The 17170-nt window shown below is 68.8% G+C and carries 15 protein-coding genes and 1 pseudogene; 10 read left to right on the top strand and 6 right to left on the bottom strand.

The features are described from left to right. Window positions 1-453: 453 nt before the first annotated feature. The 4 genes from AV521_RS36920 to AV521_RS48865 all read right to left on the bottom strand — a co-directional run bounded on the left by AV521_RS36920 (window position 454) and on the right by AV521_RS48865 (window position 4831). The gene (locus AV521_RS36920; RefSeq protein ID WP_076094917.1) at window positions 454-1575 is read right to left on the bottom strand and encodes a hypothetical protein; all 1122 of its coding nucleotides are present in this window, start codon (window positions 1573-1575) and stop codon (window positions 454-456) included. 273 nt (window positions 1576-1848) lie between these two features. Next, window positions 1849-2637, bottom strand: coding sequence for a helix-turn-helix domain-containing protein (locus AV521_RS36915; RefSeq protein WP_079249591.1), 789 nt, complete (start codon window positions 2635-2637; stop codon window positions 1849-1851). A gap of 159 nt (window positions 2638-2796) precedes the next feature. Further along, the gene (locus AV521_RS36910; RefSeq protein ID WP_076094913.1) at window positions 2797-4191 is read right to left on the bottom strand and encodes a hypothetical protein; all 1395 of its coding nucleotides are present in this window, start codon (window positions 4189-4191) and stop codon (window positions 2797-2799) included. Window positions 4192-4444: 253 nt separating this feature from the next. Then, complete coding sequence (locus tag AV521_RS48865) at window positions 4445-4831, bottom strand: hypothetical protein (protein WP_143658723.1); 387 nt, start codon at window positions 4829-4831, stop codon at window positions 4445-4447. A gap of 72 nt (window positions 4832-4903) precedes the next feature. Here AV521_RS48865 and AV521_RS36900 point away from each other — a divergent pair, with 72 nt between their 5' ends. From AV521_RS36900 to AV521_RS48860, 9 genes and pseudogenes are all read left to right on the top strand, one after another. Continuing rightward, window positions 4904-5050: an IS6 family transposase gene (locus AV521_RS36900; RefSeq protein WP_179023665.1), complete on the top strand. Its 147-nt coding sequence runs from the start codon at window positions 4904-4906 to the stop codon at window positions 5048-5050. A gap of 194 nt (window positions 5051-5244) precedes the next feature. Continuing rightward, window positions 5245-6510: an extracellular solute-binding protein gene (locus AV521_RS36895; RefSeq protein ID WP_076094973.1), complete on the top strand. Its 1266-nt coding sequence runs from the start codon at window positions 5245-5247 to the stop codon at window positions 6508-6510. 39 nt (window positions 6511-6549) lie between these two features. Beyond that, window positions 6550-7482: a carbohydrate ABC transporter permease gene (locus AV521_RS36890; protein ID WP_076094909.1), complete on the top strand. Its 933-nt coding sequence runs from the start codon at window positions 6550-6552 to the stop codon at window positions 7480-7482. After that, window positions 7482-8384 carry a carbohydrate ABC transporter permease gene (locus AV521_RS36885; protein ID WP_079249589.1) on the top strand — a complete coding sequence of 301 codons (903 nt, stop codon included), beginning with the start codon at window positions 7482-7484 and terminating at the stop codon, window positions 8382-8384. Before AV521_RS36890 ends, AV521_RS36885 begins: the two co-directional genes overlap by 1 nt. Window positions 8385-8436: 52 nt before the next feature. Beyond that, window positions 8437-9387: an SIS domain-containing protein gene (locus AV521_RS36880; RefSeq protein ID WP_076094908.1), complete on the top strand. Its 951-nt coding sequence runs from the start codon at window positions 8437-8439 to the stop codon at window positions 9385-9387. Further along, window positions 9380-10366 (top strand): ROK family protein, encoded by a 987-nt coding sequence (locus AV521_RS36875; RefSeq protein ID WP_076094906.1) that lies wholly within the window; start codon window positions 9380-9382, stop codon window positions 10364-10366. The genes AV521_RS36880 and AV521_RS36875 overlap by 8 nt, the downstream gene beginning before the upstream one ends. Continuing rightward, window positions 10363-11295: a 1-phosphofructokinase family hexose kinase gene (locus tag AV521_RS36870; RefSeq protein ID WP_076094902.1), complete on the top strand. Its 933-nt coding sequence runs from the start codon at window positions 10363-10365 to the stop codon at window positions 11293-11295. Before AV521_RS36875 ends, AV521_RS36870 begins: the two co-directional genes overlap by 4 nt. After that, window positions 11276-12007 (top strand): annotated as a pseudogene (locus AV521_RS36865) (class II fructose-bisphosphate aldolase). The gene AV521_RS36870 and the pseudogene AV521_RS36865 overlap by 20 nt, the downstream one beginning before the upstream one ends. A 72-nt stretch (window positions 12008-12079) precedes the next feature. Continuing rightward, window positions 12080-12427, top strand: coding sequence for a hypothetical protein (locus AV521_RS48860; protein WP_143658722.1), 348 nt, complete (start codon window positions 12080-12082; stop codon window positions 12425-12427). Window positions 12428-12606: 179 nt separating this feature from the next. Here AV521_RS48860 and AV521_RS36855 read toward each other — a convergent pair whose 3' ends face one another. Next, window positions 12607-14412 (bottom strand): ricin-type beta-trefoil lectin domain protein, encoded by a 1806-nt coding sequence (locus tag AV521_RS36855; protein WP_076094900.1) that lies wholly within the window; start codon window positions 14410-14412, stop codon window positions 12607-12609. 1138 nt (window positions 14413-15550) lie between these two features. Here AV521_RS36855 and AV521_RS51570 point away from each other — a divergent pair. Beyond that, the gene (locus AV521_RS51570) at window positions 15551-15772 is read left to right on the top strand and encodes a hypothetical protein (protein ID WP_256725835.1); all 222 of its coding nucleotides are present in this window, start codon (window positions 15551-15553) and stop codon (window positions 15770-15772) included. A gap of 130 nt (window positions 15773-15902) precedes the next feature. Here the strand turns inward: AV521_RS51570 and AV521_RS36845 are convergent, their stop codons facing one another. Further along, window positions 15903-16694, bottom strand: a complete 792-nt coding sequence (locus AV521_RS36845) for a DeoR/GlpR family DNA-binding transcription regulator (protein ID WP_076094898.1) — start codon at window positions 16692-16694, stop codon at window positions 15903-15905. Window positions 16695-17170: the final 476 nt, after the last annotated feature.

Here is a 17170-nt window from a genome sequence, read left to right as displayed (position 1 = left end):
CATGGCTACGACGGCGGTGAGAAGGTCGACGGCATCAAGCGCCACGTGCGGGTGGTCATCCTCGGTACCGTCTCCTGCGGGCCTGTGTCAGCCCGGCCGACGTCGAGGGCCGGGACGGCGCCGAAGTACTGCTGCGCCAAGCGGCCGACAACTTCCCACGCCTCCAGCACATTTGGGCCGGCCGGGGCTATACCGCGACGCTGGCTTCCACGCCTGGGTCCGGCAGGCCACGGGCATCACGGTGCGGGTCGTGCGACGCCGGGACGGCGGACTTCGCCGCACCTGGGCCAAGGCCGGAGCACAGCCTCGTGAAGTGCCCTGCTTCGCTGTCGTCCCACGTCGGTGGGTGGTAGAGCGTCAACAAGTAGGAGAACGTCATCCACCTCGCCATGGCCATGCTGCTCCTACGGAGACACGCAAAAGTGCCCCGCTGACACGCTTTTCAGACGCCATCTAGCAGCCGGAAGGCTGCATTTCGAGCACGGCACCGGCGGCGGTGGCCATGAGCAGGATCACCGCGAGGGCGCGCCGTACTGCGGGGGGCCACTCGAACACGGAACTGGCGGCCGCCATGAGCACGGTCCCCGCAAGGGTGCGCCGTACTGCGAGGGGCCGCTCACGCCACGTTGCGGGTGGCCACCCGGGCCAGGTCGCTTGTGCCTGACCGGGGCCGTAGAACCCGTTGGCCCCGGTCCTGCGGCGCGGTGCGGACTTCGGCGGTTCCTGCCGAGGAGCGCCCGACAGGGTGCCTCCGCTGGTCGCGGGCCTCGTGTCCGCTGTGCCGGACAGTGCGTTCTTGTGCCCGCGATATGCCTCACCCGGCCACCATCCCAGCAGCCGCCGGGGCAACTCGTTGGCCAGGTGGGACCGAAGGAGGTTCAGCCGGGTGCGTACGGTTCGGCAGGTGGCGCAGCTGCGCAGATGGGCGTAGGCGTCGCCGTGCAACGGCAGGTATGCGGAGATCAGGATGTCCTCTCCGTGCAGCAGGCAGTCGGCGTGGCCGCCCTGCTGCAGATGGATGGCGGCCTGGGCCCGGCGCAACGCCGCCAGCGCGGACCGGCACCGACTGGGCAGCTGGGCACGGGGCAGCCCCGTCACACCGGCCACCGCGTCCGGAGATTCGTACTCGACCTGCGTGTGCCAGAGGAGGCACCGGTCGACGGCGGGCAGTCGCTGGTAGGACTGCACGAGTCCGCAGTCGTCGTCCAGGGGCCACAGCGCGCCGTACGACACCCACGTGCGGAATCCGGAGGACAGCTGGTGGGGATCGATCTCGACGGCCGCGCGGCGCACCGAGGTCAGCAGTTCCACTCGAAGGCAGGTGCCATGCAGGCCGGTCGCGGCGCGCGACCCTCTGGAGACCTGATCGCGCAGTCGTGAGAAGGCGTGCGCCGACAGGTATCTTGCCAGCTCGGGCTGGGCCACGCAGGTCAGAGCGTACGCGTGGACCGCGGCGGCATGGCGGTGACGGACGGCCTCGAACCAAGGGATCCGGTCCAGGTCGACCGCTCGCAACAGGACGTGGTCGCCGGGGAGTTGGACGCTGGACGGCGGGCGGGGGGTGGCAGTGGTCATGGCTGCTCTCCGGAGGAAACGTACACGGCCCGATCTGGTTCATGGTGTCCGGCGGAGCGGAGCCATCGCAGTGGCTGCTCCAAGTGCGACAAGAAACGGGACTCTTGAATGCCTGGCCGGGTCTTCCCAGCCCAGCGGATGATCCCCTGGACCTTCGTCGCGGCTTCACTGCGTCCCGTCCGGCTTCGAAGATGGGTTCCGAGGCAGGGGCAAGACGCCGACGACCGTTCGGCACATCAGCCTTCAATGGAGATACCGGTCGCGACGGAAGTGTCATCGGGGCGCATGCGGCAGCTGTGGGAAACAGCGGCTGCGCAGGGCCAGTTCCAGTGCGAGGCAGGTGTCCGGATCGGACAGAGCCTGCCCGAGCAGGGCGTGCAGTCGGCGCATGCGGTAGCGCACCGTCTGCGGGTGGACGTTCAGTGCCCGGGCGACCTCCGGCGCGGCACGCCACTGGAGCCATGCCAGCAGCGTGGCCTCCAACTGCTCCCGACGCAGCGGAGTGCACGCGTCCAGCGGTTCCAGCAGGGCCGCGGCGAGTGATTCCGCGACCTTCCGGTTGTGTGCGAGGATCCAGCCGGCCGGATGGTCCACGGCGTGGTGGACACCTTGCGCGGTCCGTCCCAGCTCCGTCAGCACATGCTCCGCCCAGCGCAGCGACATTCCGGCGAGTGCGAGGGGGACGTTCGGGCCGACGACGGCAGGGGAGCCGCAGAAAGCGGGGCCGAGTGCGGTGGCCGCGTTGCGGCCGGGGCCGGATTCGGATTCGGCGACGAGCACACGTACCCGGTCCATGGACACCTGCCGCAACACGCGACAGCCGTTCGGGACATGGATGCTCGCACGGATGTCGCGGGAGACGACCGCCTGCACTGACTGGGGCAGCGGCCAGCGGGCGGCGGCCGCCAGGTGTTCCAGGTCGCACCGCTGGAACGTTTCTTCACTGGTGAGGGCCGCGAACAGCCGTTGCCGGGCAGCGCACATCTCACCGTCGGAGGGCGGTGCCGACGGATGGGGTGATGCGTCCTCGGGGCCCTTCGAAGGGCGGGAGACGTGGGGCATGGGGACAGGGCGTGGGAACAGTGGGGGGCTCCCTGGAGTGGCCGGTCATGAAGTGGTGCCATTACCTCAGGCCTCGGGAGACACTGTCAGCGGTCTTGGGACGCGCTGTGTTGAATGTGTTGAACATCCGGATGCGCCTCAGGGGAGGCAGGACCGCCGTCAATGGCCGTAGGGGCGCGGGCGTGCCGGCGCCGGGCCCTGCGGCAGCAGGCCCCGCGCCTGTTCCAGCAGATCGATGGCCGACCTGGCGCGACCAAAGGCCCCCACCTGGCGCAGCAACTCCTGCAGTCCGCCCGCCATGTCGGCGCTGCGGAGCAGGGAGAACTCGGTGAGGAGCCGCCTGAGCGTGGCACATCCTTCCTCCAGGCGCCCCAGCCGGAGCTGGGCATGAGCCGTGCTCAGCATGAGGACGGCGCGGAAGCGGCGGTCCGTCGGCGGGACGTGCCGCAGTGATGTGCGCAGCAGCGGCAGCAACTTGCCGGGCCGGTGGTGAAAGGCGAGGACTTGAGCCCGCTGCCAGTGGTACACGGCCAGCTGCCACTCGGAGGTGGTGCAGCGGGACAGGTTCTGCTGGGTCGCGTCCAGGCAGCGATGCGCGGCGCGCACATCGTCGACGGCCGCATACGCCATCGCGAACTCGCCCTGGGCGAAGGAGACCGTGTCCGGAGCACAGGCGGTGAGCAGGACCTGGGCCGAGTCGGCCAGGTGCGCCGCCTTGCGGTACTGGCCCAGATCGAGCGCCAGCGTGGCCGCCCTGGCCAGTATCGTGACATACATCGTGCGGTCGTCCGCGCCTCGGGCCAACTGCGCCGCGATGCCCACGTAGCGCTGGGCGAAGCCGTAGTGGCCGTTCTCGAAGTGCATCAGCGCCAGCCGCAGCGTCAGTTCCGCAGCGCTGGACATGAGGGCCGTACGAACGCCGTTGGCCATGGGGGAACGCAGCCAGACGGCCACGTCGTCCGCGAGGCAGGCGGCGAGCGCGCTGGTTCCGTGACCGCCGCCGAACGCGTCCCAGACCTCGTGATAGAACCGGCCCATGGCTTCCAGGGCATCGACCTCACTCGCCCCGATCCGCCAGGACGGACCTGCGGTGGGCGGCAGGTGCACCGGACCGCGAAGGCAGGTGCCGCCCGGACCGCCGTCGTCCGCCCAGTCCGTCGACGGCCAGCCCTCGGCCAGGAGTGTCCGGCGCATCGACTCCCTGAGCACGGGGTCGAGATGAGCCTTTCTGAGTTCTCCGAGGCTCGCCGCGGGATCGGACGCTCCCGGCAGCGCGGCTCCCGGCGTGCCTGGGGGCGCGAGTCCGGTGTCCTCGACGGTGACGGTCCGGCCGAGCTTGCGCGAGAACGCCTCCGCGGCCAGCTCAGGGACAGGCGGCCGGGGACAGGCGCCTCGGACCCAGTGGGCGACGGTCGTCCGGTCGTAGCGCAGCCTGAGTCCGGATGTAGCACCGAGGGTGTTGACGGCGCGAGCCAGCGCCTCGTAGGTCCAGTCCGACTCGCGGATCAGCTCGCGCAGCCGGTCGTTCGGAGTGCGGGGATCGGTTTTACTCATGGCCTGTCCTGTGGGGGAGAACGGCGTCGGAAGCGGAGGAACGAGCGACCGCATGCCCCGAGGGGCTTGCGGTGAGTGGCGCTCCATGGATTCTGCGGTGGTCTCCGGCTGCCGGAGCATGCCCACCGTCTGCGACGATTATCTAGGTATGTCAAGCCTTGGTGCTGGTCAGGACTCTTCCGATGTTCAAGGGAAGTGAGGCATGTTGGGCCCGGCCGTAGGGCGTGGTGGGCCCAACGATCTTTGCAGCCGGTCACGTCCAGCTGGGCGAGGACGGCCGACAGCGCCAGGACAGCCGATCGCGCTTCTGCGGCGTGACCAGGTCTGTCGCGTGCCGAGTGTCCTTGGTCGTCATCAGTCCTTCCAGCATCCCAGGGAACAGAGCGATGCCGGCCGCGGTGGCCAGGGCCGGATCCCACTGGATCGCGCGGAGTTCGTCCGGCTCGGCGACGCCCGTCCAGGTCAGCACCTCGACCCTGGGTGTCGTCTCCGCGTCGGGTGGCAGGTCGGTGACGGAGGCGTTGTCAACTTGAGTGGCGTGTCGTGGACCCGGGTTGATCGCCGGGCTTTCTGATCTTCTCGGAGCGGTGGTGTGGCCGGGTCGGGGCAGCCCTGTGCCGCAGCCGGCGACAAGTGCCATCTCGATGATGTGTTCATCAAGGTCAACGGGATGCGGCAGTACTTGTAGCGGGCCTTGGGCCAGCACGGCAACGTGCTGGACATCCTGGTCCAGTCCCGGCGGGACGCGGAGGCTGCGAAAGGGTTCCCGGCCGAGCTCATGATGAAGCAGCACGGGGTGCCCAGAGTACTGGTGACCGACAAGTGCCACTCCTACGAGCCGGACACCGGGAGCTGCTGAGCTGCGGAGCGTGCACGGCGAAACCCCGCCTACCTGGTCTGCTGCCTGAATCGCGCCATCGCAGTGCACATTTCTGATCGAAATCCGGGGAGATTGAGCAACTATTGACATTCGAGTTGTTCATGCGTCACCGTGCCGTGCATGAGTCCTGCCGCAGGGGCCACTACAGGTTCGTGAAGAAGGCGGTCCATGTCATGAACAAGCGCGTACTCCCACTGTCCGGCGCCTGCGTGGCGGGCGCGCTCACCCTTTCCGCGTGCGGTGGGGGCAGCGCATCGGGGGATGGGGAGGTGACACTGAAGCTCGTCGCGGCGGATTACGGCGACAAGGCGTCGAACAGTTCATCCCTCTACTGGAAGGACGTGGCCAAGAGATTCACAGCCGCGAACCCCAAGATCAAAGTCGATGTCCAGGTCATCAACTGGAATGGGATCGACGCCCAGGTCAAGACCATGATCCAGAGCGGCGACATGCCCGACATCCTGCAGACGGGCGGGTACGCCGACAAGGTCGCCGACGACCTGCTGTACCCCGCGCAGGACGTGCTGTCGGTCAAGACCCGCGGCGACCTCATCCCCGGCTTCGCCAAGGCGGGCGAGGTCAGGGGCGTCCAGTACGGCATCCCCTTCGTCTCCTCCGCCCGTGCCCTGTTCTACAACAAGGCGGTCTTCAAGCAGGCAGGAATCGTCCAGGCGCCCAAGACCTGGGCCGAGCTCACCGCGGACGCCCAGAAGATCAAGGCGAAGGTCCCCGGTGTCACCCCGTACGCGCTCCCGCTCGGTCCCGAGGAGGCCCAGGGCGAGGGCCTGATCTGGGAGCTGGGCAACGGCGGCGGATACACCGACGTGACCGGGAAGTACACCCTGGACAGCCGGCAGAACGTCGACACCTTCAAGTGGCTCAAGTCCAGCCTCGTCGGCCCCGGCCTCACCTACGCCCACCCGGCCACCACCGACCGCAAGACCGCCTTCGCCGACTTCGCGGCAGGCAAGGCCGCGATGCTCAACGGCCACCCTTCGCTGATCCAGATGGCCAAGCACGGCAACGTCGACTACGGGGTGGCACCCATTCCGGGCAGGGACGGCGTCCTGCGGTCCACGCTCGGTGTGGCGGACTGGATGATGGCGTTCAAGGACAACGGCCACAAGGAACAGATCAGGAAGTTCCTCGACTTCGCGTACTCCAAGGAGAACACGCTGAAGTTCGCCGAGACCTACAACCTGATGCCGGTCACCCAGGACACGCTCGACGAGATGCAGGGCAACGGCAAGCACAAGGACCTGCAGCCCTTCTTCAACCTGCTGCGGAACGCCGTCTTCTACCCGCTGGGCGACACCACCTGGGACGCCGTCTCCGCGGACATCAAGAAGAACGGCGGCACCGCCGTCAGCGGTGACCCCGTCAAGGTCCTGGGCGACCTGCAGAAGTCTGCCGAAGCCACGGTCGCCGACCAGAAGTAGTCGGCTCGCCCACCCCACCGCAGACACCGGAGGGTCCTTGTGTCCACCCACTCGTCCACCTCGCCGGTCCGCGCGGCCCGAAGCGCCCGGGCCAGCCGGCGCTCGGGGTTCGCCCGGCTCGGACCACTGCCCTGGATCGGCCCCGCCGTGCTGCTCATCCTGCTGGTCGTCGTCTGGCCCGTCGTCGAGATGGTGCGGACCTCGTTCCTGCGCATCAGCATCAGCGGCTTCACCCGAGGCTCGGCCGGACTCGACAAGTACCGCAAGCTGTTCGACGAGTCCTCACTCCCCTCCGTGCTCCTCGCCACCGTCCTCTGGACCCTCGCCGTGGTCGCACTGACGATGGTGCTGTCGCTGGCACTGGCGCAGTTGTTCCACCAGAAGTTCCCGGGCCGGCGTGTCACTCGCTGGGCGCTGATCGCCCCGTGGGCCGCCTCGGTGGTCATGACGGCCATCGGTTTCAAGTGGATGCTGAACCAGACCGCCGGCGTCCTCAACACCGCCATGACCGACCTGGGCCTGGTCGACGGGCCGAAGGACTGGCTCGGCGAGCCGGGTACGGCCTGGCCGTGGATGATGTCCGTCGCGGTCTTCGTCTCCCTGCCGTTCACCACGTACACGTTGCTGGCCGGTCTGCAGACCGTGCCGGAGGAGGTGTACGAGGCGAGCCGGGTGGACGGCAGTGGCACCTGGCAGACCTACTGGCGGATCACCCTGCCTCTGCTGCGGCCGGCCTTCCTCGTGGGCGTGGTGATCAACCTGATCAACGTCTTCAACTCCTTCCCCGTCATCTGGAGCATGACCCACGGCGGTCCGGGCAGCGACACGGCCACCACCACCGTCTTCATGTACCAGTTGAAGGACTCCGACATCGGCGAGTCCGCGGCCATGTCCGTCGTCAACTTCGCCCTGGTCGTGCTCATGGTGGTCGCGTTCCTCAAAGCCAGCCGCTGGACCGAGGAGGAGAGCTGATGGCCCAGCACACCGCCGCCCCTGACGTCCGCGCCACCGCCGCGCACCAGCGTGCCCACACCTCCCACGCAACCCCGCCCCGCCGCGGACCGCGTCCGCGGACCATCCTCGTCGCGGCCGTGGCCTGGCTGCTCGCCGTCGTCTTCCTGCTTCCCTACGCCGAGATGGTGATCACCGCGCTGCGTCCGGCCGACGAGTTGCGGGATCCGTCGTACCTGCCCCACCACTTCGAGTGGGCCAACTTCATCGACGTCTGGCACGACTCCAGCCTCGGCGCGAACCTGCGTGTGACCCTGCTCGTCGCCGTCGGCTCCACCCTGCTGGTTCTGCTGGTCGCCCTGCCAGCCGCGTACTACACGGCCCGTATGCGCTACCGCGGCCGCAGGCTGTTCCTGCTGCTGGTCCTGGTCACCCAGATGTTCCAGCCGACGTCCCTGTTGGTCGGCCTCTACCGCGAGTTCTACCAGCTCGGCATGCTCAACTCGGTGTGGACGCTGATCCTGTGCAACGCCGCGTTCAACCTGGCATTCGCCATCTGGATCCTGACCGCCTACATCGGCTCCATCCCGGTGGCGCTCGAGGAGTCCTCGATGATCGACGGGCTGAGCCGCGTCGGCGCGCTGGTCCGGATCACCCTGCCACTTGCCCTGCCCGGCGTGGTGACCGCGATGATCTTCACGTTCATCGCGGCCTGGAACGAGTTCGTGATGGGTCTGACCTTGTCGACCGTGCCGGAGAGCCAGCCGCTCACCGTCGGCATCAACAGCTTCATCGGCGACTACACCGTGCAGTGGAACTACCTCTTCGCCGGATCGGTGATCGCCATCGTGCCCGTCGTCGTCCTCTTCGCCTTCATCGAGCGCAAGGTGGTCTCAGGCCTGACGGCCGGGTCCGTCAAGTAGCCCGCCGGTCCGCCGGTGGCGCCCATCCGCACCCCCCAAGGAGACCCTTCACATGTCTGTCCAGGACGCATCCCTCACCTCGGCCGAGATCGCCTCACAACCGGACGTCTGGCGGCAAGCAGCCGCAGCGGGCGTCTCCCTCTCGCAGGATCTGCCCCGTCGCGGTGAACGCGTCGCGGTCATCGGCTGCGGCACCTCGTGGTTCATGGCCCACGCCTACGCGCGGTTGCGGGAATCGGGAGGGCACGGCGAGACCGACGCGTTCGCCGCCTCGGAGTTCCCCGGCCACCGCTCGTACGACCGGGTCCTGGCCATCACCAGGTCCGGCACGACGACCGAGGTCCTGGAGGCGCTCGGCGCGCTGAAGGGCAACGTGGCCACCTGTGCGCTGACCGCGGCCCCGGCCACGCCGGTACTGAACGTCGCCGGGGCCGTCTCCGTCCTGGACTACGCGGACGAGGAGTCGGTCGTCCAGACCCGGTTCGCCACGAGCGCGCTGGTGCTGCTGCGGGCCCATCTGGAGGCGGAAGGCGCCCTGTCGGTGGGGGTGCGGCCGGTTGCCGACGCGATTGCCGACGCGGAGACGGCCCTCGCCGAACCGCTGGGTGGGGAGCTGACCGGCAGTGCGCAGTTCACGTTCCTCGGCACCGGCTGGACCTATGGTCTGGCCCGGGAGGCCGCGCTGAAGATGCGGGAGGCGGCGGGCGCCTGGACCGAGTCCTACCCCGCCATGGAGTACCGGCACGGACCGATCAGCATCACCGGTCCCGGCCGCGCCACCTGGGTGTTCGGCCCGGTACCCAAGGGGCTGGCGGAGGACGTGGAGCACGTTGGCGGCACATTTGTCGCGCGCTCCAGCGACGCGGCGGGCGACATCGATCCGCTGGCGGACCTCGTACGCGCCCAGCGGCTCGCCGTCCTCATCGCCCAGGCGCGGGGCATGAACCCGGACCGTCCCCGCAACCTCACCCGCTCCGTGATCCTGCAGGGCAACGATGCCTGACCAGCCGGTTCCGGCCGACTGCGTGATCGCACTCGACGTCGGCGGCACGACCATGAAGGGCGCGGTGCTGGACCGTACACTCACACCGCTGGCCACCCTGCACCGCCCGACGTCTCGGCACGCCGGTCCCGACGCCGTGGTGGCCGCGATCACCGCCGCGTTGTCCGGGCTCACGGACCGCGCGACGGCCCTCGGCCGCACCGTCCGGCAGGCGGCGGCCGCCGTACCCGGCATCGTCGACGAGACCGCCGGCCTCGCCCTGCACGCCGCCAACCTCGGCTGGTCGAACCTGCCGCTGGCACAGCACCTCACCGAGGCCCTGGGGCTGCCGGTCGTCCTGGGCCATGACGTGCGGGCCGGAGGGCTTGCCGAGTGCCGGGTGGGCGCCGCGCGCGGGATCACGGACTTCGTGTTCGTACCGGTCGGCACCGGCATCGCCGCCGCCGTCGTCTGCGACGGCCGACCGCTGCGAGGCCTTGGGCACGCGGGCGAGCTCGGCCATGTCGTCGTCGATCCGAAAGGTCGCCCTTGCGCGTGCGGTTCATGGGGCTGCCTGGAGACCGTCGCCTCCGCCGCGGCGATCGCGGCTGCGTACACCGAGCGCACCGGGCACCACGTCTACGGGGCCGCCGAAGTGGCGAAGCGGGTCACGCGGCGGGACCCGGTGGCGGTGGCCGTGTGGAACGAGGCCGTCCAGGCGCTCGCCTCTGCTCTCGCCGTGGTCAGCACCGTCCTCGCCCCCGAACGGATCGTCGTCGGCGGAGGCCTGGCCGAGGCCGGGAACCTGCTGCTGGCCCCCCTGCGGACGCACCTGGAAGAGCGCCTGACGTTCCAGCTCCGGCCCTCGGTGGTCCCTGCTGAGCTGGGCGACCGGGCTGGCTGCCTGGGCGCCGGCCTCCTCGCATGGCAGGCCGTCGGCCACGAACCGTCCGCCGTCTCCGGCCGGGCGGGACAGCGATCGGAGGCCATGGCACCGTGATCCTCACCGTGACTCTGAACGCGGCACTGGACGTCACCTACGTCGTCGACGCGCTGGTACCGCACGCCTCCCACCGGGTGCGCACCTACTACGAGCGCGCCGGCGGCAAAGGCATCAACGTGTCCTCCGTGCTGGCCGCGCTCGACGTGCCGACGGTCGTCACCGGACTCATGGGTGGCGCCACCGGCGAACTGATCCAGGACGGGCTGCGGAGGGCAGGCCTGCGCGACGAACTGGTACCCATGTGGACCGAATCACGCCGCACAGTCACCATCGTGTCGCGCGCCGATGGCGACGCCACCGTCTTCAACACCCCCGGCCCGGAGGTCAGTCCCACCGTTTGGGCGGGATTCACCGCCCGGTTCGCCGAGCTGGTGCACGAGGCGACCGTGGTCGTCCTGTCCGGGAGTCTGCCGCCGGGACTGCCGGCAGACGCCTATGCCACGCTCGTGCGCCTGAGCAGCCAGGCCGGGACCGCGACCGTGCTGGACACCAGTGGCCCGGCGCTACTGGCGGCGCTGCCCGCCGGTCCCACCCTGATCAAGCCGAACGCGGCGGAACTCACCGAAGCCACCGGAGAACAGGACGTGGCCGCCGCAGCCGAGGCACTGCGCCGCCTGGGCGCCCGCACCGTCGTCGCCTCGCGGGGAACCGAGGGCCTGTACGTGGCTACTCCGCGGGGAACATGGCAGGCCGCTCCCCCGCGCCCGGTGTCCGGCAACCCGACGGGTGCCGGGGACGCCTGCGTCGCCGCCCTGGCCGCCGGACTGCACTACGGGACGCCCTGGCAGCAGACCCTGGCGGAGGCGGTGGCCCTGGCGGCCGCTACGGTCGCCTGTCCGACGGCCGGACAGGTCAACAAGGCCGTCTACGAGGAATTCCGTACCACCGTCTCCGTGGAGAGAACCCATGCCCCTCGTGGCCACTGACCACATCACCGGCCCCGCACGCGCCGGTTGCTCGGGCGTCGGGGCATTCAACGTCGTACAGGTCGAGCACGCAGAGGCCATCGTGGCAGGGGCCTAACACGCCGACCTGCCGGTCCGGCCACCTCGACCACGCGGAGTCGGAAGCCCTAGTGAACGATGCGGTCGAACTGGGCTTCACGTCCGTGATGTTCGACGCATCGAAGCTGCCCTACGAGGAGAACCTGGCGGCCACCCGGAAAGTCGCCGCGCACTGCCACGAGACGGGTGTGTGGGTGGAGGCCGAACTGGGCGAGGTCGGCGGGAAGGACGGGGCGCACACGGCGGGGGTCCGCACCGATCCCGGGGAGGCCCAGGCGTTCGTAGCGGCGACCGGTGTGGACGCGCTGGCGGTGGCCGTCGGCAGTTCGCACGCGATGCTGACCCGCGACGCAGTCCTCGACTTCGGCCCCATCGCCCGTCTGCGCTCGGCCATCGCCTGCGGCTGGTGCTGCACGGCTCCTCGGGCGTGAGTGACGAGGATCTCGCCAAGGCCGTCGCGGCCGGCATGACCAAGGGATCATCTCGACCCACCTGAACAAGGTCTTCACTGGGGAGGTGCGCGCGGCTGACCGCAGCGCCGAAGGTCCCGGACCCGCGCAAGTACCTCGGCCCGGCCCGGGACGCCGTCGCGGCGGAGGTGGCGAGACTGCTGGTCGTGCTGGCCGGCCACTGAGCACCGAAGTCCTGAACCGCCGTCGGCGGGCCTGTCGGCCTTGCTGCGAAGTATCGCCCGTACGACACGCTCGTGCTCCGCCGTCGTGCGGTGCACATGTGCGCCGAGGTACGCGACGGCTACCCGAATGAGACGGCCGCCCTACAGGCGTTGGCGGAGGAGTCCGCCCAGATCAAAGCGCTGAAGAAGGAGAACGCGGAACTCAAGCGGATCGGCGGACTCGCAGAAGCAGGCCAGGTGCCGGGCGAGGGTGTCGTTCGTTTCTGTTCGTCCACGGCTGCCGGGCATCCGCGTGGGGCTGGTCTCCGCGTCGGCTACCGCTGGTTTCGCTCCTACGTCGAGCACACGATCTTCGCGCCGGCCGCTAACCGGGCCACCGCCCCTCCTCCTGGCTTGCCGCCCCCGACTGGCCGCCACTGACCAGGTGATCCCGGGCCTGGAGGCACTCACGGAGCAGCGCGCATACCGCGCGTTGGACCTCCGCAGCAAGGCCGACACCCAACGCGTCGAGCAGGGAGCGGTGTTCCCTGCGCTTGCCGCCGATGCCGACGGCCTGCATGGGCTGGTCGAGCAATGCTGCGGCAGGCCCATACGGGGTGTCACGGAGCGGGCGGGGTGCCGAAGGGGGCGCTCCAGGTCTGGTTGGGCTGGTGGTCGCCGCAATGGAAAGTGATGACGGCGGCATTGGCATCGTTCAGGGCGCCACCGGAGATGTCGGCGCACAGGCCGTTGGCCTGGAGCTGACCGGCGCGATTGTAGGTCCAGACCTGTTTGGGGTCACCGCTGTTGCAGGGGGAGAGCTTGAGGCCGTTGCTCTCGCCGGAGACGCACAGGCTGCTGTCGCCGAGGGAGACGATCAGGCCGTCGCCACGGCGTTGCCACTGCTGGTTGTTGTCGCCGGTGCAGGAGTAGAGGCCCACGGTGGCGCCGTTGCTGGCGCCGTGATGGGCGTCAAGGCAGTAGGCGAACTGTTGGAAGCCGGGCTGGGCGGCCTGGATCTGGCCGACCGGAACGGCCGCACCGCAACTACCGGGGGCGATGGTGTACATCGCGTTGTCGTGGGAGCCGATGGTGGCGGTGATGGAGCCGGTCACGGAGCTCGTGGTGCCGGTCCAGAGGTTCTTGGCGGTGCGTGTACAGGCGAGGTTGGCGAAGCCGACGCGGGCCAGGTCGAGGGTGTAGGTGGTGGCGGTGGCATTCTTGTTGAGGACGACCACGGCGCGCGAGCCATCGGCCAGCGGCTTGACGACGACGTCGACGCCGGAGGAGTCGGTCGTGCCCTGCCGGGAGGCGAGGTACCCGCCGGCCGTGGTGTCCTGGTCGACCGCGATGATGTCGGCGTTCTTGAGGATGCTCAGCTGCGGGGCGTAGGTGACCGGGTCGGCAGCCATCTTGCGCACGTCGGTGCTGATCATGAGCGGGGAGCCCATGGCCGACCAGAGGGCGAACTGACTGCGCTGCTCGGCGAGGGTGAGCTGGTTGTTGTCGCCGATCAGCAGCATGTCGGCGTCGTTGTGGTTTCCCGGGCCGTTGTAGCGGGCCAGCGCGACGGTGTCGGTGAAGTTCTGCAGGACACCGCCCTCGTAATAGTCGCCCCCGTGCGGCCAGTCCCAGGCGGACTTCATCGGCTTGGTTTCGTGCCAGACGGCGATGTCGGGGCTGACCCGCCACATCTGGCCCAGTCCGCGCACCCAGTCCATCACGCTGTACTTGGTGCTGGACTCGGGGCCCGCGCCTGCGGGAGCCGACTCGTTGAACAGGATCTTGCGGGAGTTGGAGGAGGTGGCCGTGTTGAGGGCGTTCGCCATGGCGGTGAACTCCTGCTGACGGCTACTCTCGGTGGTCCCGCAGTTGTCGAGCTTGAGCGAGTCGATGCCCCAGTACGCCAGCGAGTTGGCGTCCGACTGCTCGTGCCCCATGACGCCGCCGGGCACGCCCTGGCAGGTGTTCACACCCGAGGTGCTGTAGAGGCCGGCCTCCATGCCGAGGCTGTGCACGCGGGAGGCGTAGTCGGTCAGCTCCGGGTCGAAACCGGGCTGGGTGGAGCCGCCCCAGCGGGCGGCGCCGTGCAGGTAGCCAGCGCTGTTGCGCTGCATCCAGCAGTCGTCCACGGTCAGGTTGGTGTAGCCGGCAGCGACCAGGCCGGTGTCCTTCATGGCCTTGGCCTGGTCCTGCATGAACTGCTGGAATGAGTAGCCCTCCCGCGTCCCGTCCAACCGGGCCTGAGCGGTGCAGCCGAATCGGGCCCAGTTGTTGAATCCCATCATCGGCTTGGCGCCGATCGGGGCGTTGCTGTTCGCGGCCACGGTGTCCGCCACCGCCCGTCCGGGGGCGGCGCCCGCCAGTCCGGCGGCGGTGAGCAGGGCTGCGGATCCGAGGCCGACCAGTCGTTGATGCCATCTCATACGGTGCTCCGAGCATGGGGATGTGAAAGAACCTGCTCAATATGGATGTCGATCGAGCAATTTTGAGCAAACCATGGCGGTTGGCGAGGGGGGAGTCAAGGGCTTCGCACCGGGGAATTGTCCGACCGTGCAGCTGGCGCACAGGCCTCTGGCTGACTGTGCATGGGTGAGGTCGCGGAGCCTGCCGGGGAGGCGACGAGGACTGGACCGGTCGAGCATCGGCTCCGGATGCCCCTGAAGATCCTGGACCGTGCGCCGGCGGCAGAGCTCGCGCGCCGGTGCGGTACGGCGCGGCAGCCCTGTCCGAAATAGGGCGCACGTCGCAGATAGCCTCCTCCGCCAGGCGCACGGGTGCATCGAGGCGAGAGGGTGCAGAGCACGGCCGAGATCAGCCCTCTTTGGGGTACGAGATCGAATGGTGTCGCGTCAGCTTGCAGTGACACATGTACCCGCGCGTGAACCTTGGCCGGCCTTCGTCCGAAGTCCGGCCTACGGGCAGCGAGGCGGTCGCCGCGCTCGGCACATATGTCTTGGCCGGACGCCAGCTGGTCCGAGGTTCACCGATCAGCGAATTGCGTGCCTGACCTGCAGTTTTCCACGTCTCTCCTCCAGACCGCGACAGGGGACGTGATCTGGTCGGACCGCCCCTGAACCGGCCCCATGCGGAGTCGCGAACGCACCGGCCGTTCGACGGTGCACCCGAGCCCGGCCCGCAACGACCTGGCCACTCATCGGGTCCAGGTCCATCACCGTGTCTATGAGCGATGGCGACTGGACGCGCCGACGCAAAACCGCACCCGCCGCCCTGCCCAGGGCCCGCAGCGGCACGGCCGTCCTCGCTGCCGGCGAACCGGTCGAGGTCGACCGCAAGGTCCTGCGCGACGGGATCGTCTGCCTGGCCGGGGCCGCTACCAGGTCGGATTCGCTCTCGCCGGCCGCACGATCATCCTCCGCCTCGACGGGCACCTCATGCACGCCATCGCCGACAACGCACTGATAGGAACCTGGCCCTACCCAGTTCCGGCCGACCTTCTGAGGAAGATCCCGGGGCACGGACGGCCACGTCCCCGCTGCCTCCACCACCCCTGCCGGCCGGGGCCGTCCGGGCCTGCGCAAGGTCCACGGGAGCGGCCGCTTCATGATCAACGGTCAGTTCATCAAGCTCGGCCCGCGGCATGCCGGAAAGTTCGTCACAGTCGTCGTCGAGGACACCCACTACCGGATCGTGCAAGGAGAGGACGAACTCGCGGTCAGGCTCCGCAGGAGCCTCGTTCCGATCACCAGGCTCTACATCAAAGGCATGGGCACCGAGAAGGACCGTCAAGGATCTCCTGACGACAAACCGTCAAAGAAGTCCTGAGCACTCACACCGACGCCCCCCACCCGGAACACATACAGCGTCGACCCAGCGCTCGCCCCGGCAGGCCGCCATCTGACCAGGCCGCCAGCCTCCAGACGGCGGGCACCAGCCCCAGTCGCTGACCGAGCCGTCAGGTGGTCAGCACCTTGACACCTGCTTCCGTTAGCCGGTCCGTCATCTCCTTGGACACCTTGGCGTCCGTGACCAGGGTATCTATGCGCTCCAGTCCGCAGATGCGTGCGAAGGCGCGCTGGCCGAGTTTGGAGGAGTCGGTGACGACGACGACCCGGTGCGCCCGTTCCGCGAGGAGCCTGCTGACGCTGGCCTCGTCCTCCTGGTGAGCCATGATCCCCATCTGCAGATCCACCCCGTCGACCCCGAGCATCACCACATCGAGAACAACTTCGTTGAGCACTCCGGTCGTCAGCGGGCCGACGAGTTCAAAGGTTTGCGGGCGTGCGACTCCGCCGGTGAGTACGAGCTTGATCTGGGGTCGCACGGCCAGTTCGGACGCGATGTTCAGCGCGTTGGTCACCACGGTCAGGGCGGGCCCGTTCACATTGCCCTCCCGGCCGCCGCTCATCCGCATCGCGAGCACGCGCGCAACCTCGGTCGTGGTCGTACCACCGTTCAGGCCGACCACTTCGCCCTCGCCGATGAGAGCGGCGGCAGCGGCCGCGATGCGCTGTTTCTCCGGCGCGTGACGGGAGGACTTGTAGCGCAGGGGCAGCTCGTAGGAGACCCCGTGGGCGACGGCACCGCCACGGGTGCGCACCAGCATCTGCTGCTCGGCGAGTTCGTCGAGGTCCCTGCGGATGGTTGCACCGGAGACAGCCAGGGCGGCAGCGGCCTCCTCCACGTCCAGTCGCCCCTGCGCGGCCAGCAACTCCATCAGTGCGCTCCAGCGATCATGCTTGGCCATGGGTGAGCTCCTCGTCGGTGCGGGTTCGACTGCGCACGTCGATCGTACGGATACGGGGAGTCGCAGAAAGGCCTGGTTCACCTGTAGCGATGGCCATATCCCCTTCCTTCGACGCGCTCTTCTGCTCGAAAATCACCACAAACAATCAATTTTAAGCATGGACTTTGTGTATCACCATGCCCGAACATGATCCCGTAGCAGGGGCTACCGCAGAAGAGCGGACAGCCGCTACTTCCTCGCGCGTGCCACTGCCATGAACTGCCCGACCGGTTTCGGCCCACGACACGCCTGATGCGACCCAGCCCTTGAAGCCAGGTGTCGAGGACTCCGGCTGGAGCGGGCAGTACGCCACCGCCGCGGAACGCACCGCGCTGTGAAGCTCACGGCGGAGGCAGCCGTGTAGCCGCGACCGGACACCGGCTGGCCGTCCAGGAGGCGCTGCAGTAGCTCCGAGAAGGCCGTGGACGAGTTCGCAA

It is taken from the genome of Streptomyces sp. IMTB 2501, from assembly GCF_001953885.1.
Lineage (GTDB): Bacteria > Actinomycetota > Actinomycetes > Streptomycetales > Streptomycetaceae > Streptomyces.
The sequence above is the reverse complement of the archived record's forward strand: the minus strand, read 5'-3'. Positions and strand labels throughout refer to the sequence as shown.